General features: G+C 69.8%; 22 protein-coding genes and 1 riboswitch. Of the genes, 12 read left to right on the top strand and 10 right to left on the bottom strand.

What is annotated here, in order from left to right; genetic code table 11:
• Positions 1 to 9: 9 nt before the first annotated feature.
• Both N5079_RS22845 and N5079_RS22840 read right to left on the bottom strand, forming a co-directional pair.
• On the bottom strand, positions 10 to 1218 hold the full coding sequence (locus tag N5079_RS22845) for an Ig-like domain-containing protein (protein WP_261586020.1): 1209 nt from the start codon (positions 1216 to 1218) through the stop codon (positions 10 to 12).
• Positions 1219 to 1470: 252 nt separating this feature from the next.
• Complete coding sequence (locus N5079_RS22840) at positions 1471 to 3708, bottom strand: ATP-dependent RecD-like DNA helicase (protein WP_261586019.1); 2238 nt, start codon at positions 3706 to 3708, stop codon at positions 1471 to 1473.
• 128 nt (positions 3709 to 3836) lie between these two features.
• Between N5079_RS22840 and N5079_RS22835 the strand changes: the two genes are divergently transcribed.
• Positions 3837 to 5189, top strand: a complete 1353-nt coding sequence (locus N5079_RS22835; RefSeq protein ID WP_261586018.1) for a serine hydrolase domain-containing protein — start codon at positions 3837 to 3839, stop codon at positions 5187 to 5189.
• Between the two features lie 47 nt (positions 5190 to 5236).
• On the opposite strand, the gene N5079_RS22830 is transcribed toward N5079_RS22835, so the two are convergent.
• Positions 5237 to 6466, bottom strand: a complete 1230-nt coding sequence (locus tag N5079_RS22830; protein WP_261586017.1) for an alginate lyase family protein — start codon at positions 6464 to 6466, stop codon at positions 5237 to 5239.
• A 695-nt stretch (positions 6467 to 7161) separates the two neighbouring features.
• Positions 7162 to 7296, top strand: a riboswitch (cyclic di-AMP (ydaO/yuaA leader).
• 14 nt (positions 7297 to 7310) lie between these two features.
• Between N5079_RS22830 and N5079_RS22825 the strand changes: the two genes are divergently transcribed.
• On the top strand, positions 7311 to 7988 hold the full coding sequence (locus tag N5079_RS22825; RefSeq protein WP_261586016.1) for a CHAP domain-containing protein: 678 nt from the start codon (positions 7311 to 7313) through the stop codon (positions 7986 to 7988).
• A gap of 137 nt (positions 7989 to 8125) precedes the next feature.
• Here N5079_RS22825 and N5079_RS22820 read toward each other — a convergent pair whose 3' ends face one another.
• The 3 genes from N5079_RS22820 to N5079_RS22810 form a co-directional block, all read right to left on the bottom strand.
• Positions 8126 to 8617, bottom strand: a complete 492-nt coding sequence (locus N5079_RS22820; protein WP_261586015.1) for an SRPBCC domain-containing protein — start codon at positions 8615 to 8617, stop codon at positions 8126 to 8128.
• Positions 8618 to 8710: 93 nt separating this feature from the next.
• Entirely contained in the window at positions 8711 to 9475 is a 765-nt protein-coding gene (locus N5079_RS22815) for an SRPBCC family protein (RefSeq protein WP_261586014.1), read from the bottom strand.
• Between the two features lie 47 nt (positions 9476 to 9522).
• Complete coding sequence (locus tag N5079_RS22810; RefSeq protein ID WP_261586013.1) at positions 9523 to 10569, bottom strand: helix-turn-helix transcriptional regulator; 1047 nt, start codon at positions 10567 to 10569, stop codon at positions 9523 to 9525.
• 63 nt (positions 10570 to 10632) lie between these two features.
• Here N5079_RS22810 and N5079_RS22805 point away from each other — a divergent pair, with 63 nt between their 5' ends.
• From N5079_RS22805 to N5079_RS22795, 3 genes are all read left to right on the top strand, one after another.
• Positions 10633 to 11760, top strand: coding sequence for an epoxide hydrolase family protein (locus N5079_RS22805; protein ID WP_261586012.1), 1128 nt, complete (start codon positions 10633 to 10635; stop codon positions 11758 to 11760).
• Positions 11761 to 11969: 209 nt separating this feature from the next.
• A complete protein-coding gene (locus N5079_RS22800; RefSeq protein WP_261586011.1) occupies positions 11970 to 12326 on the top strand; it encodes a hypothetical protein in 357 nt (118 codons plus the stop codon).
• A 47-nt stretch (positions 12327 to 12373) separates the two neighbouring features.
• The gene (locus N5079_RS22795) at positions 12374 to 13183 is read left to right on the top strand and encodes an ArsR/SmtB family transcription factor (RefSeq protein ID WP_261586010.1); all 810 of its coding nucleotides are present in this window, start codon (positions 12374 to 12376) and stop codon (positions 13181 to 13183) included.
• 191 nt (positions 13184 to 13374) lie between these two features.
• Here the strand turns inward: N5079_RS22795 and N5079_RS22790 are convergent, their stop codons facing one another.
• The gene (locus N5079_RS22790; RefSeq protein WP_261586143.1) at positions 13375 to 14544 is read right to left on the bottom strand and encodes a hypothetical protein; all 1170 of its coding nucleotides are present in this window, start codon (positions 14542 to 14544) and stop codon (positions 13375 to 13377) included.
• 748 nt (positions 14545 to 15292) lie between these two features.
• Here N5079_RS22790 and N5079_RS22785 point away from each other — a divergent pair.
• A complete protein-coding gene (locus N5079_RS22785) occupies positions 15293 to 15826 on the top strand; it encodes a hypothetical protein (protein WP_261586009.1) in 534 nt (177 codons plus the stop codon).
• Here the strand turns inward: N5079_RS22785 and N5079_RS22780 are convergent.
• Positions 15745 to 16350 carry a dihydrofolate reductase family protein gene (locus N5079_RS22780; protein WP_261586008.1) on the bottom strand — a complete coding sequence of 202 codons (606 nt, stop codon included), beginning with the start codon at positions 16348 to 16350 and terminating at the stop codon, positions 15745 to 15747. The genes N5079_RS22785 and N5079_RS22780 overlap by 82 nt on opposite strands.
• A gap of 170 nt (positions 16351 to 16520) precedes the next feature.
• On the opposite strand from N5079_RS22780, the gene N5079_RS22775 reads away from it, so the two are divergent.
• From N5079_RS22775 to N5079_RS22760, 4 genes are all read left to right on the top strand, one after another.
• Entirely contained in the window at positions 16521 to 16796 is a 276-nt protein-coding gene (locus N5079_RS22775) for a hypothetical protein (protein WP_261586007.1), read from the top strand.
• A gap of 139 nt (positions 16797 to 16935) precedes the next feature.
• Entirely contained in the window at positions 16936 to 18153 is a 1218-nt protein-coding gene (gene trpB / locus N5079_RS22770; protein ID WP_261586006.1) for a tryptophan synthase subunit beta, read from the top strand.
• Positions 18150 to 18935 carry a tryptophan synthase subunit alpha gene (trpA, locus tag N5079_RS22765; RefSeq protein ID WP_261586005.1) on the top strand — a complete coding sequence of 262 codons (786 nt, stop codon included), beginning with the start codon at positions 18150 to 18152 and terminating at the stop codon, positions 18933 to 18935. The genes trpB and trpA overlap by 4 nt, the downstream gene beginning before the upstream one ends.
• On the top strand, positions 18932 to 19678 hold the full coding sequence (locus N5079_RS22760) for a GntR family transcriptional regulator (RefSeq protein ID WP_261586004.1): 747 nt from the start codon (positions 18932 to 18934) through the stop codon (positions 19676 to 19678). The genes trpA and N5079_RS22760 overlap by 4 nt, the downstream gene beginning before the upstream one ends.
• Before the next feature lie 288 nt (positions 19679 to 19966).
• On the opposite strand, the gene N5079_RS22755 is transcribed toward N5079_RS22760, so the two are convergent.
• Positions 19967 to 20767, bottom strand: coding sequence for a phosphatase PAP2 family protein (locus tag N5079_RS22755; protein ID WP_261586003.1), 801 nt, complete (start codon positions 20765 to 20767; stop codon positions 19967 to 19969).
• Positions 20768 to 21488: 721 nt separating this feature from the next.
• On the opposite strand from N5079_RS22755, the gene N5079_RS22750 reads away from it, so the two are divergent.
• Together N5079_RS22750 and N5079_RS22745 are read left to right on the top strand one after the other, a co-directional pair.
• Positions 21489 to 22763 carry an MFS transporter gene (locus N5079_RS22750; RefSeq protein ID WP_261586002.1) on the top strand — a complete coding sequence of 425 codons (1275 nt, stop codon included), beginning with the start codon at positions 21489 to 21491 and terminating at the stop codon, positions 22761 to 22763.
• Between the two features lie 83 nt (positions 22764 to 22846).
• Complete coding sequence (locus N5079_RS22745; protein WP_261586001.1) at positions 22847 to 23071, top strand: hypothetical protein; 225 nt, start codon at positions 22847 to 22849, stop codon at positions 23069 to 23071.
• A gap of 25 nt (positions 23072 to 23096) precedes the next feature.
• On the opposite strand, the gene N5079_RS22740 is transcribed toward N5079_RS22745, so the two are convergent.
• Positions 23097 to 23912, bottom strand: coding sequence for an alpha/beta fold hydrolase (locus N5079_RS22740; protein WP_261586000.1), 816 nt, complete (start codon positions 23910 to 23912; stop codon positions 23097 to 23099).
• Positions 23913 to 24037 lie beyond the last annotated feature (125 nt).

Genomic DNA, 24037 nt, shown 5'->3' with positions numbered 1-24037 from the left:
CCCCGGCGCCTACGACTCCAGGGCGCTGCCCTTCTTCCACTGCTTGAACGGCATCTGCCAGAAGCCCCAGCCGTTGTTCCACTCCAGGATGCGGGTCGTACCGACGATCTTGACGACGTCGCCGCGGTGGAAGTTCTCGTAGAACCACTTGGCCTGGTCGGGCCGGGCGTTGACGCAGCCGTGGCTGACGTTGGCACGGCCCTGCGACCCGACCGACCACGGGGCGCTGTGGACGTACTCGCCGCTGTTGGAGATGCGCACGGCGTGGTTGACGACCTCCTTGTAGTACCCGGGGTCGCCCTCCTTCTTGCCTGGGGAGATCATCGTCACGGGGTTGCCGCGTTCCATCGTGAGATGGATGCCGCTGGTCGTGGTGTACTCGCGGGTCGTCGCCTTACCCGCGCTGATCTTCATGGTCTGCACGGTCTTGCCGTCCCGCTTGACGACCATGATGTGGGTCTTGGTGTTGACCGTGCTGATCCACGCCGCGCCGATCTTGATCGTCGTGGTGTGGTCCTCGGTGCCGTACATGTCCTTGCCGCCGTGGACGCCCGCGAGGTGCGCGGTGAAGGTGACCTTCTGGTGGGCGGGCCAGTACTTGGCGGTCCGGTACATGACCAGCCGGTCGTTGATCCAGCGCCATGCGCCGGTGACGGGCTTTTCGGCCTCGATCTCGAGGGCCTGCTCGACCGCGGCCTTGTCGGTGACCGCCTGGTTGAAGGTCACCATGATCGGCATGCCGACGCCGACGGTCTCGCCCTTGATGCCGGGCGTCACGTCGGCGACGGCCAGCTCGTATTTGGGCTTGAGCGTGCTGAACTGGCTGGTCGCCGTGGTGGGGCCGCCCGCGCCGCTGGCCTTGGCCGACACCGTGTAGGTGGTCGACGGCTTGAGCGGCTGCTTGGAGGTCCACTTGGCGTGGGCCGAGTCGAACTCGCCCTCGACCGACTCACCGCCCGCCTGGACGGTGACCTCTTCGAGTGAGCCGTTGGCCGCCGTGACGACCACGGACTTGTCCGGGCGGACCTTGGCGCTGCCCTTGACGGGGCTGATCTTTATGGAGGGCCCGGCCGGGCTCTGGGTCGTCGCGTCACCGGGTCCGCCGCCCCCCGGCGACCCGGGCGTGGCGGATCCGCCGGAACATGCCGTCAGAACCGCGGCCATGGCCACGGCGACTCCGGCGATCGGCAACCTCGAACCAAAGTGAGCGCTCAGCACAACCTCTCCCCCATGGGCGCAAAGGGCACCTCAAGACCCTATTAGGGGATGCCTATTATTTGTGCTATTTCAGGATGAGTTAGATCACAGTTCGGTCCCGAAGTGGGTAGAACCCGTTTAGACAGGGTAAGGTCCGCGCCAAAAAGGATCAATCCCCCAGTCAGTGATTTATCCCCTGCCGGTCAGGCCACGTGGAAACGGCACGTCAGGACACAAGAGCCCGGCACCTCGGACACGTCCGCGCGGCCGCTCTCAGGACGTGTGGAGCCGGTGGGTGAGGCCCGTGTGGCGGCGGCCCGCTCCCCTCGTGCGTACGGCCTGCGCGAGCGCTCGCCGGGACCCGACGATGACCACGAGCTTCTTCGCCCGGGTGATGGCGGTGTAGAGCAGGTTGCGCTGCAGCATCATCCACGCGCTGGTGGCCAGGGGGATGACGACGGCGGGATATTCGCTGCCCTGGGAGCGGTGGATGCTGACCGCGTAGGCGTGGGCCAGCTCGTCGAGCTCGTCGAAGGAGTAGTCGACGTCCTCGTCCTCGTCGGTGAGCACGGTCAGCTTGCTCTCCTCCAGCGACAGGCCGGTGACCACGCCGACCGTGCCGTTGAACACTCCCGCCGCGCCCTTGTCGTAGTTGTTGCGAAGCTGGGTGACCTTGTCGCCCACGCGGAAGACCCGCCCGCCGTAGCGCCGCTCGGGCATGCCCTCCCGGGACGGCGTCAGGGCCTCCTGCAGGGCGATGTTGAGCGCGCCCGCCCCGGCGGCCCCGCGGTGCATCGGGGCCAGCACCTGCACATCGCGCCGGGGGTTGAGCCCGAACTTGGCCGGGATCCGCCGGGCCACCACGTCGACCGTGAGGGCGGCGATCTCCTCGGGCTCCTCGCAGGGGAACAGGAAGAAGTCGGGGAAGTCCCGCACCAGCGGCTGCTGCCCGGTGTTGACCCGGTGGGCGTTGACCACCACCCCGGACTCCTGGGCCTGGCGGAAGATCTGCGTCAGCCGTACGCGCGGGATCTCGGGAGCGGCGAGCAGGTCGCGCAGGACCTCGCCGGCGCCGACCGAGGGAAGCTGGTCGACGTCGCCCACGAACAGCAGATGAGCACCGGGGGCGACGGCCTTGACCAGCTTGTTGGCCAGCAGCAGGTCGAGCATCGACGCCTCGTCGACCACGACCAGGTCGGCGTCGAGGGGGTTGTCCCGGTCGAAGGTCGCGTCGCCGCCGGGCCGCAACTGGAGCAACCGGTGCACGGTCGTCGCCTCGTGGCCGGTCAGCTCCGCGAGCCGCTTGGCGGCCCGGCCGGTCGGCGCGGCGAGAATGACCTTGGCCCGCTTCGCCCTGGCCAGCGTCACGATCGAGCGGACGGTGAAACTCTTGCCGCAGCCCGGCCCGCCCGTGAGGACGGCGACCTTCTCGGACAGCGCGAGCCGTACGGCCTGGGCCTGCTCTGGGGCGAGGTCGGCGCCGGTCCGGCCGCGCAGCCAGTCGAGGGCGGTGGGCCAGTCGACGTCGGTGAAGACCTTGAGCCGGTCGTGCCCGGAGGACAGCAGCCCGAGCAGGGTGCCCGCCAGGGACCGCTCGGCCCGGTGGAACGGCACGAGATAGACGGCCGGGACGGTGCTCTCCCCCGCGGGGACCTCCTCCCGGACCACCCCTTCCTCGGCGACGAGCTCCTCCAGGCAGGCGGCCGTCAGCTCGGCCGACACCTCCAGGATCTTGACCGCGTCGGCCACGAGGTTGGGCGCGGGCAGGTAGCAGTGGCCGTCGTCGGCCGCCTGCGACAGGGTGTAGCGCAGGCCCGCCTTCACCCGCTCGGGGCTGTCGTGCGGGATGCCCACCGCCTGCGCGATGGTGTCGGCCGTCTTGAAGCCGATGCCCCACACGTCGTCGGCCAGCCGGTAGGGCTCCTTGCGGACGACGTCGATCGACTCCTCGCCGTACTGCTTGAAGATTCGCACGGCGATCGACGTGGACACCCCGACGCCCTGCAGGAAGATCATCACCTCTTTGATGATCTTCTGTTCCTCCCAGGCCGCCGCGATCATCTTCGTGCGCTTGGGGCCGAGGCCCGGCACCTCCACCAGCCGGGCGGGCTCCTCCTCGATCACCCGCAGTGTGTCGGTGCCGAAGTGGTCGACGATCCGCTCCGCCATCTTCGGGCCGATGCCTTTGATCAGCCCCGAGCCGAGGTAGCGCTGGATGCCCTGAATGGTCGCCGGCAGCACGGTGGTGTAGGACCACACCTCGAACTGCCTGCCGTACCGGGGATGAGACCCCCACCGGCCGGTGAGCCGCAGCGACTCGCCCACCTGCGCCCCGAGCAGCGGCCCGACGACGGTCAGCAGCTCGTTGCCGCCGCGCTCGGTCGCCACCCGCGCGATCGTGTAGCCGGTCTCCTCGTTGGCGTACGTGATCCGTTCGAGCACGCAGTCGAGGAGGGCACCGGGCGGCCTGCCCGCGGGATCGCCTGAAGAGCCGCCGGGAGGGGTGGTCATGGGTGGCATTCTGCCCCAGCCCGTGCGTCGCCGCGCCATCCCCGGCATCAGCGAACTCACCGATGATCGGGCGCTAGCCTGGTGCGATCGCGACGCGGAGGGACTGCGGCAATGGCTCTGGAGGGGTAATGGTTCTGGAAGGGACGGCCCGCGCGCTGCTGCGCAGGCTGGCGATCGAGCAGGCGGACGCGAGGGTGCCCTCGCTGGTCGCGGCGCTGGTCCGGGGCGGCGAGATCAGCTGGTTCGGCGCCCGCGGGCGGGTCGGGGCCAAGCCCCCGGAGGAGACGACCCAGTACCGCATCGGGTCCCTCACCAAGACCATGGTGGCGACCATGGTGATGCGGCTGCGTGACGAGGGCCAGCTCGACCTGCTCGATCCTCTCGACAAGCACGTGCCCGGCACCCCGGTCGGCGACGTGACGATCGCGCAGATCCTCTCCCACACCGGCGGGCTGACCGCCGAATCGCCCGGCGACTGGTGGGAGCGCACGCCCGGCGTCTCCGTGCCGGCGCTGCTGGCCGCCCTCGGGCCGGAGTCGGCCAGGCACCGCCCGGGCCGCCGCTACCACTACTCCAACGTCGGCTTCGCCCTGCTCGGCGAGCTCGTCGCGCGCAAGCGGACGGCGCCCTGGGAGGAGGCCGTGCGGGAGGAGATCCTCCAGCCGCTCGGCATGCGGGACACCACGCCGCGCCCACGAGCGCCGCACGCGACCGGCTACGCCGTGCATCCCTGGGCCGACGTGCTGCTCCCCGAGCCGGAGAACGACCACGGGGCGATGGCCCCCGCCGGGCAGCTGTGGTCGACCGCCGCCGATCTCGCCCGCTGGGCGGCCTTCGTCGCCGGGGAGACCCGCGGCGTCCTGCGGCCCGAGACCGTCGCCGAGATGCGCGAGCCCGCCATCGTCGAGGACGGCGACGCCTGGACGCGCGGCTACGGCCTCGGCCTCCAGCTCGTACGGCACACCGGCCCGGGCGGCGCCCGCCGGCTGGCCGGGCACGGCGGGTCGATGCCCGGCTTCCTGTCCACGTTCTGGGCCGACCCGGCCGACGGCGTCGCCGTGCTGTGGCTGGCCAACGCCACGTCCGGGATCCGCGGCCCGCTCGACACCGACCTGCTCGACATCCTCGCCCAGCACGAGCCGCCGCTGCCCGCCGAGTGGGCGCCCTCCCCCGTCGACGAGGACCTGCTGGCGCTGACCGGGCCGTGGTACTGGGGGCCCACCGCGTACGTGCTGCGGGTCCTGCCGAGGCGGGGGCTGTCGCTGAGCCCCGTCAACGGCCACGGCCGGGCCTCCCGCTTCGCCGCCCAGGCCGACGGCACCTGGCTCGGCCTCGACGGCTACTACGCCGGCGAGACCCTCCAGGTCGTCCGCTCCCCCGCGGGCGTGCACCTCGACGTCAACACGTTCGTCTTCACGCGCGAGCCGTACGGCACGGCGGCCGCCGTGCCGGGCGGCGTCGACCCGGAGGGCTGGCGGTAGCCCCCGCCCAGCTCGGGTAGCCCCCGCTCAGTTCGGGTAGCCCCCGCTCAGTTCGGGTTGCCCGCGTGGGTGAGGGTCTCCCAGGCCAGGAAGTAGTTCGCCCCGGCGGGCCGGTACTTCTGCACGACCTGCAGGGTGCGCGGCATGCTGTAGCCCAGCCGGCCCGCCAGCGCGTTGTAGCCGACCTCGAACACCGGGCCGATGCCCGTGTTCAGCTTCCCCCCGCACAGCCACGAGGGGACGGCCGCGCCCAGCTCGTACTGCGAGTGGAAGCCCATGGCCAGCCTGAGCCGCTCCTTGCCCTCGGCGTACAGGTCGAGGCCCTGGATGCGGGCCGTCTCGGCGACGTGGATGGCCGCCTCGATGCCCCAGCCGGTGTGGCCGAAGTCGCGGCAGGTCTCCTGCGCCAGACCGTCGACGAAGGTCGTCTGACCCTCCCAATAGTTGATGATCTCCGCTGACGTGTCGTACTTGCTGCCCGGCGCCTGCTTGGGCAGCGGCCCGTCAGACTTGAGGTAGATGTAGGCGGGCAGGCGGCCCCGCCACGTGGAGACCGCCTTGTCGAAGGCCGTCTTGTCGTCGAGGAACACGGCGATGCCGATCGCCGCGTCCGTCATGATGAGCTCCCAGTTGCCGTTCTTGTCCCGCGCGGCCGTGCCGCCGACCACCGGCAGATAGACCGTGCGCAGCTTCGTGGCGAACCTCGCGGCGTTGGGCCAGCTCGAATACGTATGCTTGATCAGCTCCGCGGCCCGGGAGAACGACGCCCCCGCCCACCCGGTCTGGAGCGGCGCGTTCGAGTTCGTGTGACTGGTGATCACGGCCGACCAGGCGTCCATGATCTCGATCGCCTTCTTGGCGTAGGCCGCGTTCCTGGTGAGATACCACAGCAGCGCGTCGGTGTAGGCGGCCAGGGCGTCGCCCCGCTCGTCGGAGCAGCCGTAGTTGGGGTTGGAGCTCGGCCCGCACTCGACGACGGCCCGCGGCTTGGCCTTGTAGGAGAGCGAGGCCAGCGGGCTGGCCTTGACCTGTGCGAACGCCGACTTCCACGGCTCCGCCGTCAGCTTGGCGCGGACGAAGTCGAGCTGCGCCCTGCTCACCAGCACACCCGGATGCGTGAACGCGGCCGGGGCCCTGAGGGCGGCGTGCGCCCCGGGGGCGGCCTTCGCTCTCGAAGACTTCGCGTCGGAGGCCGAGGCGATGCCGGGCAGCAGGGCGAGGCCGGTGAGGACGGCCAGGGCCGCGGCGGTAACGGATCCGCGCACCGATCGGGGCACGAGACACTCCTTTTGGGGGACCGTAAATGCCCCAATCAAAGCGATCTACCAAAATGCCCGTCAACCGGACGAGGAAGATTTCCTTACCTTTAACACGGACATCGGGACCCCTTAAGGAAGCGCCTCGCCGGAGGGGTGCGTCCGCCGCCCTGGCCAGGGGGACCGTGCGGGACCTTTCGGGGCCGCGCGGGGCCGGTCGGAGTTCGCTGGGAGCGAAACCCGGCCAACGGCCTGCTGCTCCGGACGCGTCCCGATCCAGACGCTCCGGCGCTCGCCGGCGGCCGGTGGCGTCGCCGTACGGCCCCCGCACGGGGCGGTGACCTGCGAGATCGCGGCTCAGGGATCGGCGGCGGGACGTCACTGCCGCCGGGGCGCGCTCAATCGCCGCCCAGCGCGGGGATCCGGAGCGGCCCGGCCGTGTGCCGGAGTCCCCGACGTGACGGCCTTCGGCACGGCTCACCGGGCCGCCGGGTCGGCCGCCACCGGCGGGCGGCGCCGTACGGCCCGGGCCCGCGAGAGGGGTTCCCTACCCCGATCATCAGCGGCTTTAACGAGGACGTGACAAGTAAAACCTGACTTGTCCTTACTTGACCGGTTTCGGTCTGTCTATTACCTTTTAGGCAACTCGGGCATACCTGTCCAAATCTCTGGTCAAGGGTGCCAGCCTCAGACCGACGCGGTCATCCAGCCGGATGGCCGCCCGGCCGCCGAGTCCGCGTCCGCGCGGAGCCGGGGACCCACCTCTCCTGGGGTGAATCGGCACCTAGTGCCGTAGGGCGTCTTCCAGCCCGAACCCGTCAGCTAACCCGGTAGGCGGCATGGAAGCAAGGGAGTAGACCCCACCATGCGAGCCCTCAACACCTGTATTCGTGCTGCCCTTGTCAGCGGCGCACTCGCTTCGGCGGTGCTGGCAGGAACCACGGCGGCCCACGCGGACGTCGCCGACACACCGCAAGTCACCGAAGTCGGCTACTCGAACGTCACCCCCCTCGCCCAGGCGGCCGTCGGACTGCCCAAGGTCAGCCCGTCCCAGCTGTTGAGGCTCGCCCAGAGCCAGGTCGGCATCAGGGAGAACAGCCTCGGCGGGGGCACCAAGTTTCAGGCCTGGTACATGTCCACCCCCCGCGCCCAGCAGACCCTCGCCCGCGACGGCGGCACCCTCTCGGGCTACGCCAACGCCGCCTGGTGCGACATGTTCGTCTCCTGGGTCGGCGACAGGCTCGGCATCACGCCCGTCCTGGGCTCCGACTCCTACACCGTGCAGCACGCCCGGTGGTTCGCCGCCAACAACCGCTGGGGCACCGCTGCCACGCCCGGCGCCGTGGTCTTCTTCGGCTGGAGCGGCGGCAAGTCCTTCGACGACATCGACCATGTCGGCTTCGTCATCCGCGACAACGGTGACGGCACCATCCAGACCGTCGAGGGCAACACCGGCAACGGCGCCGTCGAGGTCCGGACCCGGTCCACCGACTCCGTCGTCGGATACGGCTACCCCTACTACACCGCGACCGACAAGGCCTGACCTCGCCTTATCTCCGCAGTACGGCCGGCACCCGGCACACACTTTTCGCCCTCCCACCGAAACGCGCCCGGACGAACAGTCCGGGCGCGTTTCGTTCAGCCGGGAGGCACCCGAAGGATGTCGCCTGCGAGCACCGGTCAAGCGGTGGTGTCGCCGGCGAGGTGCCCGGTCAGATGCTCGGCGAGCCGGTCGAAGAACTCGATCCACCCGGCCCTGGACTGCTCGGCGTGCGCCTCGTCGGTGTTGACCCCGGCCTGGTGGAACGTCATCTCGGTCTTGCCGCCGAGGTCGGCCAGGTCGACGGTCACGACCGAGGCCAGGTCTCCGGCCGTGTTGTCCGGATCGCCGGTGGTGAACACCAGCCGGGCGGGCCCCGCCACCTCGCGATAGGTCCCGTACAGCGGGATTTCCATCCCGTCGCCGGAGACCAGGATCGCCCGCCACTCGCCGCCCGGCGCCGGCTCCATCGTGATCTTCGACAGCGGCGTGGTGAAGGCGCGCGGGCCGAACCAGTGCGTGAAGTGCGCGGGGTCCGTCCACGCCTGGAAGACGAGCTCGCGGGGCGCGTCGAACACCCGGGTGATCGTGAACTCCGCGGTCGGCGCGGATTCGTTCGACGTCTCGGTCATAGCGGTTCCTCTCGGGGGTGGGTGGGTTTCGCGGCGGCCGAAGGGCAGGCTGACGCGGGCCCTCGGTGTGCGCTCCGGACGGGCCGGGCCCTGTCAGGTGAGTACGGCGTCGAGCCAGGACTGCCAGGAGGCCTCGGCCTTGTGCTGGTCCGCGTCGAAGAAGAGATGGTGCCCGAGGACGACCACATTGCCCCGGGCCGGGCCCGAATGGATGAACCGGTACAACGCGTCGGGAGTACGCACGCCGAGGAAAATCGGGTGGTCGACGTAGTCCACGACCCCTTCGACCTCCCCTCCCACGGGGTCCGATCCGTCCAGCGTGATCCGCGCCTTATCTCCCTCGGCCACGGTGCCGGACAGCCCGAGCTCACGCGTGAAAGCCTCCCATGCCCGCTCCGGGTCGGTCCCCTGCTGCCTGATCGCGAAGACCGGCGTCGCGCTCCGGCCGGGGAAGTAGGTGAGGTACTGGACCAGCTTGTGCAGGTACATGTCCCAGCCGGTCTTCATGGCCTCGTACTCGGTCTCCCAGTCGTCGCCGAGGACGCCGCTCTGGACCATCCGTAGCACGGTGCCGCCGCCGTCGCGTCCTTCAAGGAGGTACTCGATCGCCATGAAGCTTCCGTCGTCGGGCTCGGCGCCGCGGTGCGCGAGTCGTTTCCCGGGTTCCCAGGCGGTCACGGTGTTCTCCTGGCTCTGGCCGCCCAGGGTCAGCCGTACGATGCCGCCTTCGCCGGGCTCGACCACGTTGCGTCCCATGAACCAGGAGTCCACTCCCGGGCCGGTGGCGATCGCCTCCCACACCTGCTCAGGGCTGGCCTCCAGCTCGACTTCCTTGCGCAGTTCGAACGCGCGGCCCATCTCAAAACTCCTTTGTTCCCGTTGTGGCTGCGGCCTCAGGGCCACCATCATGCCCCGTTGAGCGCGCCGGACTCGCCTTCTCCGGCGCAGTCGAGGCCGGCGTCCGGCGCAGCGGGGGCCGCCTTCTCCGGCGCGCCGGGGGTCGCGCGGACGTAGCGAGCCGCCAGCGCGCGGATGTGCTCCACGAGCTCCGCGGGTTCGGTCACCTCGAAGTCGAGGTCGAGCAGGCCGAGATGGACGGCGAGCGTGTGCACGCTGTCCGCGCCCGTGACCAGGACGCAGGTCCGCCCGTCCAGCGCCTCCACGACGCCGACCGCGGGGTTGACGCGCTCGGACACGACCTCGGCGGGCGCGTGCACGACGACCCTTGCGTGATGACGCCACGCCGCCGCCGAGACCCCGCGCGCGACGTACGCGGCGGCGCCGCCCTCGGGCGGTTCGCGGGGCGGGAAGCGCGGGCCGGTGGGCGTTCGCGGCTCCACACGGTCCACCCGGAAGGTCCGCCAGTCCTGGCGGTCGACGTCCCAGGCCACCAGGTACCACCGGCGGCCCCAGGAGACGAGTCGGTGCGGCTCGACCGTGCGGAGACCGGCCGACCCGTCGTGGCCCCGGTAGTCGAACCGCAGCCGCTCCCGGTCCCGGCACGCGGCCGCGAGCGCGGTCAGCACGGCCGGGTCCACTTTCGGGCCCGGACGGTCCGCCGGCACGGGCTCGGTGTAGGCCTGCACCGCGTTGACCCGATGCCGCAGCCGGGACGGCAGGACCTGTTCGAGCTTGACGAGCGCCCGCACCGACGTCTCCTCGATGCCGGCGACGGTACCTCCGGCGGCGGTCCGCAGCCCGACCGCCACGGCCACCGCCTCCTCGTCGTCGAGCAGGAGCGGCGGCATCGCGGCGCCCGCTCCCAGGCGGTAGCCGCCGTCGGTGCCCCTCGTCGCGTGCACCGGATATCCGAGGTCGCGAAGCCGTTCGACGTCGCGGCGGACCGTCCTCTCGCTCACCTCCAGCCGCTCCGCAAGGGCCGCGCCCGGCCAGTCTCTCCTGGCCTGCAACAGCGACAGCAGACGCAGCAACCGCGCCGAGGTCTCCAACATGGCTTCAAGTCTGCCCAGACTTCAGGACAGGACCTGACCGGAAGGGTCCGTAGCGTTGTGGTCATGAGCGAGAACACCGAAATCACTCCGCTGATCACCCCTTTCCGCATCGCCGTTCCGCAGGCCGACCTCGATGACCTCCGCGACCGGCTGGGCCATACCCGCTGGCCGGACGAGATCCCCGGAGCGGGCTGGGACTACGGGGTTCCCGTGGAGTACGTGAAGAGGCTCGCCGAATACTGGCGCGACGGGTACGACTGGCGGTCCAAGGAGGCGGAGCTCAACCGGTACCCGCAGTACACGACCGAGATCGACGGGCAGAACATCCACTTCCTGCACGTCCGGTCGCCGCATGAGGACGCGCTGCCGCTGATCCTCACCCACGGGTGGCCCGGCTCGATCGTGGAGTACCTCAAGGTCATCGAGCCGCTGACCAACCCCGAGGACCCGGCGCAGGCGTTCCACCTCGTGATCCCGTCGCTTCCCGGCTTCGGCTTCTCCGGCCCGACCAGGGGCAGGGGCTGGAACCGGTACCGCACCGCCAGAGCATGGGCCGAGCTCATGCGACGGCTCGGCTACGGCCGCTACGGCGCGGCCGGCAACGACGGCGGCTCGTTCGTCTCACCAGAGGTGGGCCGGGTCGATCCCGAGCACGTCGTCGGCGTGCACGTCACACAGATCTTCTCCTTCCCCTCCGGAGACCCCGCCGAGTTCGAACAGATCACCGAGGAGGAGAAGAAGGGCCTGGAAGTCCTGCAGTGGTTCTACGACAACAAGATGTCGTTCAACATCCTGCACTCTCAGCAGCCGCAGACCCTGTCGTACGCGATCTACGACTCGCCCGCCGGGCTGCTGGGGTGGAACTCGCAGCTGTTCGGCGACACCGTCGACATCGACGACGACTTCATCCTGACCAACACGATGCTCTACTGGCTGACCGGCACCGCGACGTCGGCGACCCGGTTCTACTACGAGGACGCGCACGCCGAGCACCCCACGGAGCCCACGACCGTCCCGATCGGCCTGGCGATGTTCGGCGGCGACTTCGTCTCCATGCGGACGTTCGCCGAGCGAGACCACAAGAACATCGTGCACTGGAAGTCGTACGAGAAGGGCGGGCACTACGCCGCCCACATCGTCCCGGAGGTTCTCGCCGACGACCTGCGCGCCTTCTACGGCGCGCTGCGCTGACTCCTGATTCGCCGGCCCTCATGGGCGGGTGGGAGGTCTGTTAGTCTGCCCGCGTGAAGCGCGCCGCCATGACGACGACGCCGGAGTTCGTCCCGGCGCGCTGACTGTCTTTGTCCGAAGCCCCGGGGCGAGTGCCCCGGGGCTTCGCCGTACAGTCGGCATCGTCGGCCAGGGTCACTCGCCTCACCAGATCGCGAGGAGACCCACCCATGGAGACCACCGTCTTCCACACCGCCTCGACCAGTGCGGCGAACACCGCGGCGACCGCCGGGCACGACCACCGCAGGCTCGGCCGCGAGCTGGACCTGTTCGACACCGACCCGCTGATCGGCGCGGGCCTGCCGTACTGGCTGCCCGCGGGCGCGGCCGTACGGCACACCCTGGAGGAGTACATCCGCGAGGGCCGAGCGCCGGGCGGGCTACCGCCACGTCTACTCGCCCGTCCTCGGCAAGCGCCGTCTGCCCCGCCGGGCGGCCGTCACCCGGTGAAACCGTGGCCATGGCGATCTAGGCGCGTCTCTCGCCTGTTTCGTAGGCCACCTGCGAAACAGGCGATTGCGACTTAGTCGATCGTCATTGACATTAGGCAGGCAAATACCTGCATAATGGAGGCGTGAGCCTCGAAGCGAGGGCGATGGACTCGGTCTTCAAAGCGCTGGCCGACCCCACCCGACGACTCCTGCTTGACCGTCTGCGTGAGCACAACGGCCAGACACTGAGCGAGCTGTGCGAACGATTGGACATGGCGCGCCAGTCGGCGACACAGCATCTCGACATCCTTGAGCGGGCCAACCTCGTGACCGTCGTACGACGCGGACGGGAACGGCTTCACTACCTCAACCCGACACCCATTCACGAGATCGAGGAGCGCTGGATCTCGGGGTTCGACAAGCCCCGCCTGCAAGCGATCAGTGCCATCAAGAACCAGGCAGAGGAGTACGCCATGACCAACGGACGCACGTCCGTGCCGACCTACGTCTATGTCACCTACATCCGCGCACGCGCGGAACAGGTGTGGCAAGCCCTGACGGACGCAGACCTGACGGCGCGCTACTGGGGACACGCCAACGTTTCGGACTGGCAGCCGGGCTCGACCTGGGAGCACCAACGCGTCGACGGATCAGGCGTCGTCGATGTCGCCGGTCGAGTGATCAAGGCCGATCCCCCAACGCGCCTGGTCATCACCTTCGACGACGCCCCCGACGCCGAATCGCCAAGAGAACCGTCGGTTGTCACCTTTCTCGTCGAACCACACCAGGACATCGTCCGCCTCACCGTGACCCACGAAAATCTCCCCAACCAGGAGATGCACAGCGGCGTCTCGCACGGATGGCCAGCCGTGTTGGCGAACCTCAAGTCGCTGCTTGAGACCGGCGACGTCCTCCCACAGGCGCCATGGGAGATATCCCCCGCACAGGCCTGAGACGGCATCGGCCGCAGCCCTCCCGTATTCACAGCCGGAGGGCGTCGGGGCCAAAGTCACAGCGTGATCTTCCCGTGTATGGCTGGCGGGGGTCCGCCCGCTCGGGTCGGCACCGGGACCTCCTGTGCCTCGACTACTCACGCCGGTTGATACTGGCATCGCAGCGGCGTCCTGCGGCGGATGTCGGCGGCCTAAATACGGTCGTTCAGGCGCAACTCGGCCGTGACCGCGCGCTCGCGGAGCTGGGCCGCCTCCCCTCTGGCCACATCGAGCTGGGCCCGCAGGTCGGCGAGGCGAGCGCGCTCCAGGGCCAGCTCCGCCTGGATCCGCTCCCGGGCCGCGGCAGCCGTACGGGCCTCGGCTGCCGCGCGTTCCGCCTCGTCGGCGGCGGCCTGTTCCCGGGCCACGGCCTGAGCCGCCTCGGCCGTGGCCCGGGCCGCGTCCGCGACCGCCACCGCGCGGGCCGTCTCGGCCGCCTCCGCTCGGCCGAGCGCCCGATCACGCTCGGCCTCGGCGAGCGCGACGGCGCGGTCCCGTTCGGTTTCGGCGCGTGACACCGAGCGGTCGCGTTCCGCCTCGGCCGCCTGGGCGCGGGCCACGGCGGCGGCGCTCGCCTGCTCGGCCTCGCGGTGTGCCCGCCGGGCCAGCTCGGCCTGCTCACGGGCGCTCGCGGCCTCCGCCTGTGCCCGGTCCCGCTCCTGACGTGCCTGTACGGCTTGCGCCGTCGCCTCGCCGACCTCGGCGGCGGCCTTCTCCGTCCGCTCGGCGAGTTCGCGCGTGGCCCGGTCGCGGGCCGCCTCGGCCGAAGCGGCCCTCCGGTGGGATTCCTCCGCCTCCTGCCGGGCCCGCCGTTCGGTGGTGGCCGCCTCTCGCAGCGCGGCGAGTGCCTGCTCGCGCGCCGTCTCGGCGTCGGTGAACGCCGTGTCCCGCTCCGCGTTGGCCTCCTCGACCAGGCGCCGCATGTCCTCAGCCTCGCGCCTGGCCTCCTCCGTCGCCGCGCGGGCCAGCCGTACCTGCTCCATGGCCTGCTCACGCTCGGTGCGGGCGATGGCGACGCGGGTGTGCGCCTCGGCCTGGATCGCGCTCAGCTTCGCCTCCACGCCGGCCGGGCTCAGCTCCTCCGACAGCACCTGGGCCAGCGGCGCGATGGCCGCCGCGAGGCCCTTCTCCATGCGCTCGTAGAGGTCCTCGACCCGGGCCAGCGCGCCCTCGAGGCCCGGGGTGGCTCGGCGCATCTCGCGCTCCCGCTTCGCCGCCGCCTGGCAGTCGCCCTCGGGGCAGTACTCCTTCGGCCTCCCCCGCCCGGCTCGCTGCTCGATCACCGCGCCGCAGTGCTTACACGCCGTCGTCCCCACAGGCATCGTCACGCCCATGATCGTAGCGATTTTCTGGATTTCTGGAAATAGAAATCTGAAAACAGCGATCCGTTGCGCAGCTGAGACGACGGATAACTTGGGAGATTGCTAATTCTCGCAAGTTATCTGTACAGGCCGCGTGCCGCAGGCGCACGATCTTGGTGTCCTGTTCTCACGAGAACTGACGTGCGTCTCACCGAAGTTGGCGTCATCTGAGGATCCGTCCCACCCCGGTCGGCGTGCCGGCCGTCCCCCGTTCGGGTGGACCCTGCATCCCCCGCCCGGGCGCGCCCGCTCTCGGCGCGGCCATCGAGGCGCTCCTGGCCACGATCGGCAACCACAACATGGCCAAGGCGTACGCGATCGCGCTGCGCGAGCTCGTCGGCGAGTTCGGCGAGTTCGGCGAGCAGGCGCCGCTGATGCACCTGGAAGGCGAGGCCGGCGCCGACCCGCTGGGGCCAGGCGGCCGCAGGCACCTTCAACGCCCGTCTGGACGCGCTGCGCTCAGCCTCTCCTGGTGGCGCGATCAGGACTGGCTGAGCGGTGACCCGCTGCGCCGCATCCGCAGGCGGGCACGTACCCCTGACCGCACCAGGGCCCTGGACCGCGTCCAGATCGAGGCCCTGCTCACTCGGCGGAACCTGGTCTTGCGCGAGCGCACCTTTTTCGGCTGCTCTACGAAAGCGCGGCGCGGGCTCAGGAGGTCCTGGCCCTCGACATCGCCGACCTCGACCAGCGCAACCGCCGTGCCAAGGTGTGGCGTAAGGGTGGCGCGGTCGACGTCATCGTCTGGCAAACGCCCACCGCCCGGCTGCTGCCCCGCCTGCTGGACGGGCGCCGCACCGGCCCGGTGTTCCTCACCGACCGGCGCGCCCGCGTTGCGTTGCCGCCGGCCGACGTCGACCCCGGCTCCTGCCGGGCCCGGCTGTCCTACCGCCGCGCCGCCGAGCTGTTCGAGCAGGCCACCGCTGAGCTGACCGGTGGGCCGTGGACACGCTGCACAAAGCTGCGCCACAGTGCGCTCGCCCATGCCGGCCGGACTGCCGAGTACCACCGCAAGCAGATCCGCGAGGCTCTGGGGTTCCGGCCGTCGACTGTCGCGGACGAGAAGGTGCTGGCCGAGTGGCTGGCCGTGGAGGTCTGCCCGGTCGAGCTGGTGGAGGACCGGCAGCGCGGGCCGATCGCGCGGGGACGCCGCCGGTCGGTCTACGTCGGCCGCGCCGGGTGGAACTCCGGTTGTCCGGCCGGCCGGTACACGTGCACGCCGGCGCCCCTTGCGTCGGTATAGGAGCTGATGACCTCGAGCGCGGCGGCGGGCCCATCGTCAGGAAACAGCCGCATGCCCTGTCCGAGAAGCACGGGGACGACCAGCAGCGTCAGTTCGTCGACGAGGCCGGCGGCGAGCAGCGAGCGGATCAGGGTTGCGCTCCCGTGTACCTGGATCTCGCCCGATGACGATTCCTTCAGTTCCCTGATCGCCGCGGTCGCATCCCCGGACAGCAGCGTGGCGGGTCCCCACGACGGCTTCTCGAGACTGTTGGATGCGACGTACTTCTGCGCCCCGTTGAGCGCGACCCCGATGGGGTGCGCCTGCATCTCCGGCCGGGTGCCCCAGGTCTCGGCGAACATCTCGTACGTGCGCCGCCCGAACAGGAACGCATCCGCCCGCTGATAGGTCCTGGTGATCATCTCGCCAGTGTCATCGGCGAATGCCCCGAGCGCCCAGCCGTCCCGCGTGAACCCGCTCGCCAGTTCCTCGGGAGTCGCGTGACCGTTGCCCTGCATCACACCGTCCACGGTGATCTGCGTCATCGTAGTCAGCCTCATGTGTGCATCGTGGCCGCACCAGGCGCTCCGTGCCAACCATGCGTGCCGAAACGGCAACAATGCGCCGCAGCTGACCGGCCTTCTCCGGATGGCACAGAGAAGGTTGATCCGGTTGTCTCGAAGTCGGCCTGGCCGAGGGCGGCGAGGCTGCGGATGTGGCAGGCGTAGGCGCCGATGAGCCCGGCGCGGCCCAGGCGTCCATGTCGCGGGCGGTGTCGGCCGCCTTCCGGATGTCGCCGCGCGCCGCGGCCAGCAGGGCGTCGATGAGGCGGCCCGGCCAGGTCACCTCGCCGCCGTCTGGGACCGGTCGGTGTTCACGGTCACCAAGTTCGACCGGTTCGCCCGCCAACATGGCCGAGGCCAACGACATCCTGACCGGACTGTCCGGTCGCGGTGTCCTGTTCGGGCTGGGCGGCTCTGTCTACGACTGAAACGACCCGTTCGGCCGACTGTTCCTGCAGACCCGGGTTCGTTGGATTTCCGCGATTGCTACCGGGCCCCGGGATCCGGGGCTTGCCGACCGGCGCCCTGGGCTACTGTTCTAGAACAGTCGAGAGAGAGAAGACGATCATGGGCGAGATGTCCTGGTCCCGTCGGCAGGGCGTCACGGTGCCGGCCGCCACCCGCGCGATGAACGACCCCGGCGCCACCGGCCGGTTCGGAACCTACGGCGGGCGGCACGTGCCGGAGTCGCTGATCCCGGCCTGCCACGAGATCGAGGCGGCGTTCCGTGAGGCCTGGAGCGACCCCGAGTTCCGCAGCAGGCTCGACACCCTGCTCGCGGTCTACGCCGGCCGCCCCACTCCGTTGACCCCCGCCTGGCGGCTCTCCCATGAGCTCGGCATCACCCTGTTCCTCAAACGCGAGGATCTCGCGCACACCGGCTCACACAAGATCAACAATGTGATCGGCCAGGCGCTGCTCGCTCACCGGATGGGCAAGGAACGGCTGCTGGCCGAGACCGGCGCGGGCCAGCACGGCGTCGCAACGGCCACCGCCGCGGCGCTCCTGGGCCTTAAGGCGACCGTGTTCATGGGCGAGCGCGACATCGAACGGCAGGAGCTCAACGTTCTGCGGATGAACGTGCTGGGCGCGGAGGTCGTGCCGGTCACGACCGGGAGCCGCACCCTCAAGGACGCCTGCAACGAGGCGATGCGGCACTGGGTGTCGTCGGTGGACAACTCCTACTACTGCATCGGGTCGGTGATGGGCCCGCATCCCTATCCGTGGATGGTGCGCGAGTTCCAGCGGGTGATCGGTGAGGAGGCCCGCGCCCAGTGCGCCGCCGAACTCCCCGTCGGTGTGCCCGACTACGTGGTCGCCTGCGTCGGCGGCGGCTCCAACGCCGCGGGCACGTTCGCCGGCTTCGTCGACACCACTGCCCGGCTCATCGGGGTCGAGGCCGAGGGCGGCGCGGCGGCGACCTTCGGCAGGGTCGGGGTGCTGCACGGCTTCCGCTCGCTGGTCCTCCAGGACGAGGACGGGCAGGTGACGGAGGCCCATTCGGTCGCGGCCGGCCTCGACTATCCGGGGATCGGCCCCGAGCACGCCCATCTACGCGACGGGGGGCGCGCCCGCTACGAGACCGTGAACGACGAAGAGGTCGTCCAGGCGCTGCTGTGCCTGGCCCGCACCGAGGGGATCCTGGCCGCGCTGGAGTCCTCGCACGCCGTGGCCTGGGTGATCCGGGCCGCCAAGTCCGGCGAGATCGCGCCGGGGTCGACCGTGATGCTGACTCTCTCCGGGAGGGGAGACAAGGACATCGCCTCCATCAAGGAGCTGCTGTGACCGAATCCCTGGAAGAATTCCTGATCGCACGCCGTGACACGGGGCGTCTCCTGCTGGTGCCCTATGTCACCGCCGGGGTCACCCCCGGGTGGACGGACATCGTCCACGCCTACGCTGACGCCGGAGCCGACGCCGTCGAGCTGGGCTTCCCCTTCTCCGATCCCATGCTGGACGGCGTCACGATCCAGGAGGCCTCCGACCGGGCGATCGCGGCCGGGACCACGGTCAAGGGGATCCTCGAGGAGGTCGCGACGCTCGACGTCGACGTGCCGCTCATCGCGATGACCTACAGCAATCTGGTGGTGCAGCAGAGCACCGCGGAGTTCTGTGCGGCGCTCACCGCGAGCGGGCTGCGGGGGCTGATCGTGCCCGACTCGCCCCTGGAGGAGGTCGGAGAGCTGGCGGACGCCGCGGCGGCCGAGGGCCTGGATCTCGTGCTGCTCGCCGCCCCGTCCTCCTCCCGGGCCAGACTGCGCGAGATCACCGAGCGCAGCCGGGGCTTCGTCTACGCCCTGACCCGCATGGGCACCACCGGCGAGCGCGGCGAGATTCCCGAGCAGGCCGTCCGGCTCGGCCGCGAGCTCAAGGGACTCACCGACCGGCCGGTCCTGTTCGGTTTCGGGGTCTCCAACCCGGCGCAGGCCGCCGAGCTGGCGGGTCATGCGGACGGCGTCGTGGTGGCTTCGGCGCTGATGCGCAAGCTCCTCGACGGCGCCCGGCCACGCGAGCTGGGAGACTATGTGGCGAGCATTCGACGCGCACTCGACCATGGAGCCAGATGAGCAGTACGCCCCGCTACCGCGCCATCGCGGACGACCTGACCCACAAGATCAGGTCGGGCCACTACCGCGCGGGCGAGGCGTTGCCCGCGCAGCGTGAGCTCAGCGCCTTCTACGGCGTGACGATGATGACGCTGCGGCAGGCGTTGCAGGTCCTCAGCGGCGAGGGTCTGATCGTCCAGCGGGCCGGCCGCGGCACTTATGTGACGCCGGCCAGTGCGGAGTACCCCCTCGACACGCTGCGCAGTCTCGGCGACGACCTACGCAGGCAGGGTTACCCCCTGCGGACCGAGGTGCTGTCGGCCGTGATCCGGCAGGCCCCGCGCTCGCTCACCCGGCTGGTGGGCGACGCGCCGACCGGCCGCCGGGCCCTCCGGCTGGCACGCGTACGGCATCTGCTGGGCCGGCCCGCCGTCCACCAGATCTCCTGGATCGTCGAGCCGCACGCCTCGGCGATCAAGGGGACCGATTTCGCCGAGACCCCGCTGTACACCGCGCTCGCCGACGTCGGCGCGCGAGTGCACCGGGCGACTGAACGGGTCAGGCCGGCCCTGCTCACCGCCCTGGTCGCGGCGCGGCTGCAGCACCCGGCGGGCAGCCCGGTCTTCGTCAGCGAACGGGCGACCTATGACGACCAGGGCGCCCTGGTCGTCATCGACCACGCCACGATCCTCGGCGAGTGGATGGAGATCAGGGCCGAGCGCAAGACCACGGACCTGTCGCTGCACTGGGTCTCCCAGCGCTGACCGTTCACGGTTTGAGGAGAAGATCCAGACGGCGACCCACGGGCGTGTATCTGCTCAAGACCGCTACCGCCGCCCTCGACCCGCACGGGACCGGCTGGACGCTCCACTCTTCAGCACCTGGCCGCCATCCACTCACAGCACGAACAAGGAACGTTGCCGAGTCACCTCCGAAGCGCTGGAGGGCAAGCTGGGGCGGAGGACGGCCGCAGACCCAGATGATGCAAATTCTGTGTCACACTCCGCCCGCGCCCGGGCGGCAGCGGTTTCCCTGTGACTGTCCGCAGGCGCTCAATCCCGAGCAGGTCGGCGCTCGGCGAGGTGGCCCCACGCTGATACGACAGCGATGGAGAAGACCAGCAACACAGCGCTTCCGGCGATGTCGAGCACGTAGTGGTTCCCCGTGATGAGCACGACTGCCGCCATGCCCAGCGGAAAGATCCAGGACAGCAACGCCAGTCGCGGATGGGAGGCCCGCAGCGCATACCATACGGCATACGCGCACCACAACGACCACCCCACGTGCATGCTGGGCATCGCCGACAGGTTCTGGCCGTTCTGGATCTCTCGTGAGGCATGGCCGCCCAGGATGTCGTGCTCGGCAATGATGTCGACGACGCCCGGTAGGGCGAACCGTGGGGGCGACATGGGCAGCGCCCAGTAAACGGGCAGCACGAGGACGGCCATCGCGACGAGGGTCCGGCGGACTTTGATGTAGACATCGGCGTGCCGGACGAAGACCCACACCAGCACACCGATGATCGCGAGGTAGTACAGGCGGTAGTAGTACACCGCCGGCTGGATGAGGGCTGGATGCTCGGTCAGCCACTGGTTCGCCCTCAGTGCGATGTCCAGGTGGAGGGCCCGTTCTATGGATTGCAGGGCCAGAGCGTTGGCGGTGGCGGCTGCGACGTCTCTCCCGACTGCGGCATGAAGCCGCGAGAAGAGAAGGATCACGAGCAGCAGACCTGCCGCTTCGACGAGTGGTGCGGGGCGCCCACCCATCCTCCCGGCAAGTGCGGCTGACCGGGCACGTGCGACCAGGCGTGAAAACCGGCCGGCGGCCACCTCACGTAGGGTCACGCGGGTCACCCTAACTCAGTCCGCTTCGGCATGGATCATGTCAGCCGATGAATGTGTGGCGGGCTGAAGGCCGGCTATGCCAGCGCGAGAACCAGGCGGATGGCCGCGTACAGCTCGATCTTCGACCTGCAAGGCACGACGGCTCCCTTGCGGGCTGTTGCACCTCGATGCTTTCACCGCAACCAGTCTTCGCATCCGAATACCCGCAGATCATTGCCCTAGTGTGACTGATCGCAACACCACACTGGCGATCAATCGCCGTGGACGATCGGGGCCGGGATCGCTTCTTCGACGAGCTGATCCGCACTGTCGCGCCCACCTGTATCTGGAACGCCCACACCTGGAGTCACAAGTGGGACCCGTGATCAAGTGGATCACCGAGGAGCTTGAAATCTCCGCGCGAACCTCGAGTCGGGCAGCTACGTCGCCACTGGCAGTCAACGTCCCGGCGAGAAACCTAACTCCAGGCTCAACGAGACACGATGGTCGGCGGCTAGGCTCCGAACGGCGAATGATCCTTACGAGGAGCTGAGATGCCCGGCCAACCGAGCACGCGCTGACGTTGCAGGTCACTCCTGACCTGTCACCGCGTGCTGCATCCGAACTGCGGCACAGCACACCTTCCCCTGCCCTGATCCTGCGGGACGGGCACCGTTCTCAGCGACTCAAGGACCCCTGTGCCGTTCGTTTCTCCTGCCGTGCTCGCGCGCCCGTCAGTGCGAGGCCGTCGATGAAGGCATCCGTCTCACCTGCGCCGAGCCTGTGGCGGGACGGTGACTTCCGCAGGCTCTGGATCGGCCAGACCGCCTCCCAACTGGGGGCCCAGGCCGGCCAGGTCATCCTGCCGCTCATCGCCGTGGTCGCGCTCAGCGCCGACACCCAGCAGATCGGCGCCCTCCGCGCCGTCCAGCAGGCGCCGATCCTGCTGCTCTCACTCTTCGCCGGCGCCTGGGTGGACCGCCGGCGCTCCCGCACGGTGATGGTGGTGGCCGACTTCGGCCGGACCGTGGTGCTGGCCGTCGTGCCCGTCGTCTACCTCCTCGACATGCTCGACATTCCGCTGATTGTCCTGGTGGCCTTCCTTGTCGGTGCTCTCACCGTGTACTTCGACGTGGCCTACCAGACCTCCCTCGTACGACTGGTGGAACGCGGCCGGCTCGCCCAGGGCAACAGCGCGCTCGAAGGCGGCAGATCCGCCGCACAGATCACCGGCCCCGCGATCGGCGGCGCGCTGGTGTCGCTCCTCACCGCACCTATCGCCATCGTGGTGAGTGCGTTCTTCTTCGCCTTGTCCTTCCTGTCGATCCGGCGGATCCGCCGTCCCGAGCCGATGCCCCGGGCCGCCGTACGGCAGGCGCGCGTCTGGCGGCAGATCCACGAAGGTCTTCACCTCGTCGTCAGCGACGCCTCATTGCGCGCTGTGGGGATCTCCTCGGCCCTCTTCCAGTTCTCCTTCGCCGCCCTCATGACCATCTACCTGCTCTTCCTGCCGCGCACACTGCACCTGCCGGGCGCCGCTGTCGGGCTCGTGCTGGCGGCGACGGGCCCGGGCGCGCTGGTGGGTTCGCTGCTATCGGCCAGGCTGCCGGCGCGGTACGGCTACGGCGTCGTGCTGGTGTCCGCCGCGTTGCTCGCCGATGGCGCGATGCTCTGCGTCCCCGCGCTGCACGGATCCTCCGCCGTCACGATTGCCGCGCTCATGGCGGTCAACTTCCTGTTCGGCGTCTTCAGCCAACTGGTCGACGTCACCGTCGTGACGGTACGCCAGGCCATCACGCCCGTCCCGATCCAGGCCCGGGTCGTGGCGACGATCAACTTCGCCGGCATGGGGCTGACCCCACTCGGTTCTCTTCTCGGCGGCTATCTGGCCGGCGCGCTGGGGCTGCGCAGGAGTCTGTTGCTGACCGCCGTCATGCTGGCGCTGTCTCCGCTGTTCATGGCCCTGTCCCCTCTCGCCCGCCTGGGAAGGGACCTTCCCAGCACGGTGAGCGGCCCCGACGGCTGATACCGGGTCAGCTTCAGCGGCTTCGGCTCCGCCGGCGCCCCGGCCGGCCATGCCTTCGCGCCGACTTTCTGGACTGTCGCCCGATGATCCACTCCAACAACGGCGCGAGGGTGCCGCGGCGGTTCCGCATGTTCCTGCACGGGCGGGCGAGGATGTCGCCCGGCTCTCCCCCGCTCAAGCATCGCAACCTCAACGTGCTCGGCCACTACAGCTTCACCGCGTCCGTCCCGCGCGGAGGACTGCGGCCCCTGCGCGGCCCGGACGCGGTCGGGCTGGACGATGATGACGATGGTGGCGAGGACGTGTAGTTTCGTCAGTCCGCTGGCCGTGTCTTCAGTGCCCCCCGCGATCGAGGGCGGCGACCTCGCGTACGGCCTCGGCGATGGCCCGGAAGTCTTTTTTGAGGATCGCACCGTGGTTGCTGGCGACCTTCGCGCCGATCTGGATGTTCGGGTTGTGGGCGGTCACCGTATCGAGGCTGGTGCGTATCCGTTCCTGCTCATCACCGCGGCTTCCGAAGGACGTCCCCGAAGCGACCACATACCGCACCGGGACGGTGATGTTGTCCAGCACGGGGCCCAGCTCGCGCTCGCGGGAGACCCTGCCGAGCTCGATGTTGCTGTTCGCCTGCTGTTCGGCGGTCATCCGCGGGGCCAGGCCCGTCGGGCGCAGCAGCGGCAGGAACCAGCCCAACCGCCGGAACAGCTTCCGGATCCGCTGCTCCATGGCCTCGTCCAGCCAGTCGTACGGGAACGCGCCGTCGACCAGTACCGCGCCCAAGGCACGCTCCGGATTCCGGCTGGCCCAGTGCGCCCCGACGAACGCCCCGTAGGACCAGCCCACCATCAGCGCCCGGTCCACACCCCTGGCCGCGAGAACGGCATCGACGTCCCGGACGGCTGCCTCGAAGGAATAGTCCGCCGAACGCTCCGATTTGCCGCGGGCCCGCTCGTCGTAGGTGATGTGCCGCCACCCCGTCCCCAGTTCAGCGATGACCCGCCGCCAGTACCCCTGGGTGGCGAACTGGCCATTGAGGTAGACCACAGGGATACCGGGACCGCCGGTGTCGGTGACGGCCAGGGCCGTATCGTCAACCTGCACCATGCCGGTCCACTTCGAACTGGTCGAGGAAGTGCTGTTCTTCGTCATGTGTTCCACCTGATCGCGTTAGGCGTCTTGTACGACTTCTCCAGGGCCCTGCACGTGGATCGCAGGCTCCGCGGGACGGACGGCCGCGCCCTCGGCGACGACCGACAGGATCTCGATCGCGGTGG

The organism is Planotetraspora sp. A-T 1434 (assembly GCF_025420585.1).
Classification (GTDB): domain Bacteria; phylum Actinomycetota; class Actinomycetes; order Streptosporangiales; family Streptosporangiaceae; genus JAOEGB01.
Note: the sequence above shows the minus strand (reverse complement) of the source record. Positions and strands in the feature narration are given on the sequence as shown.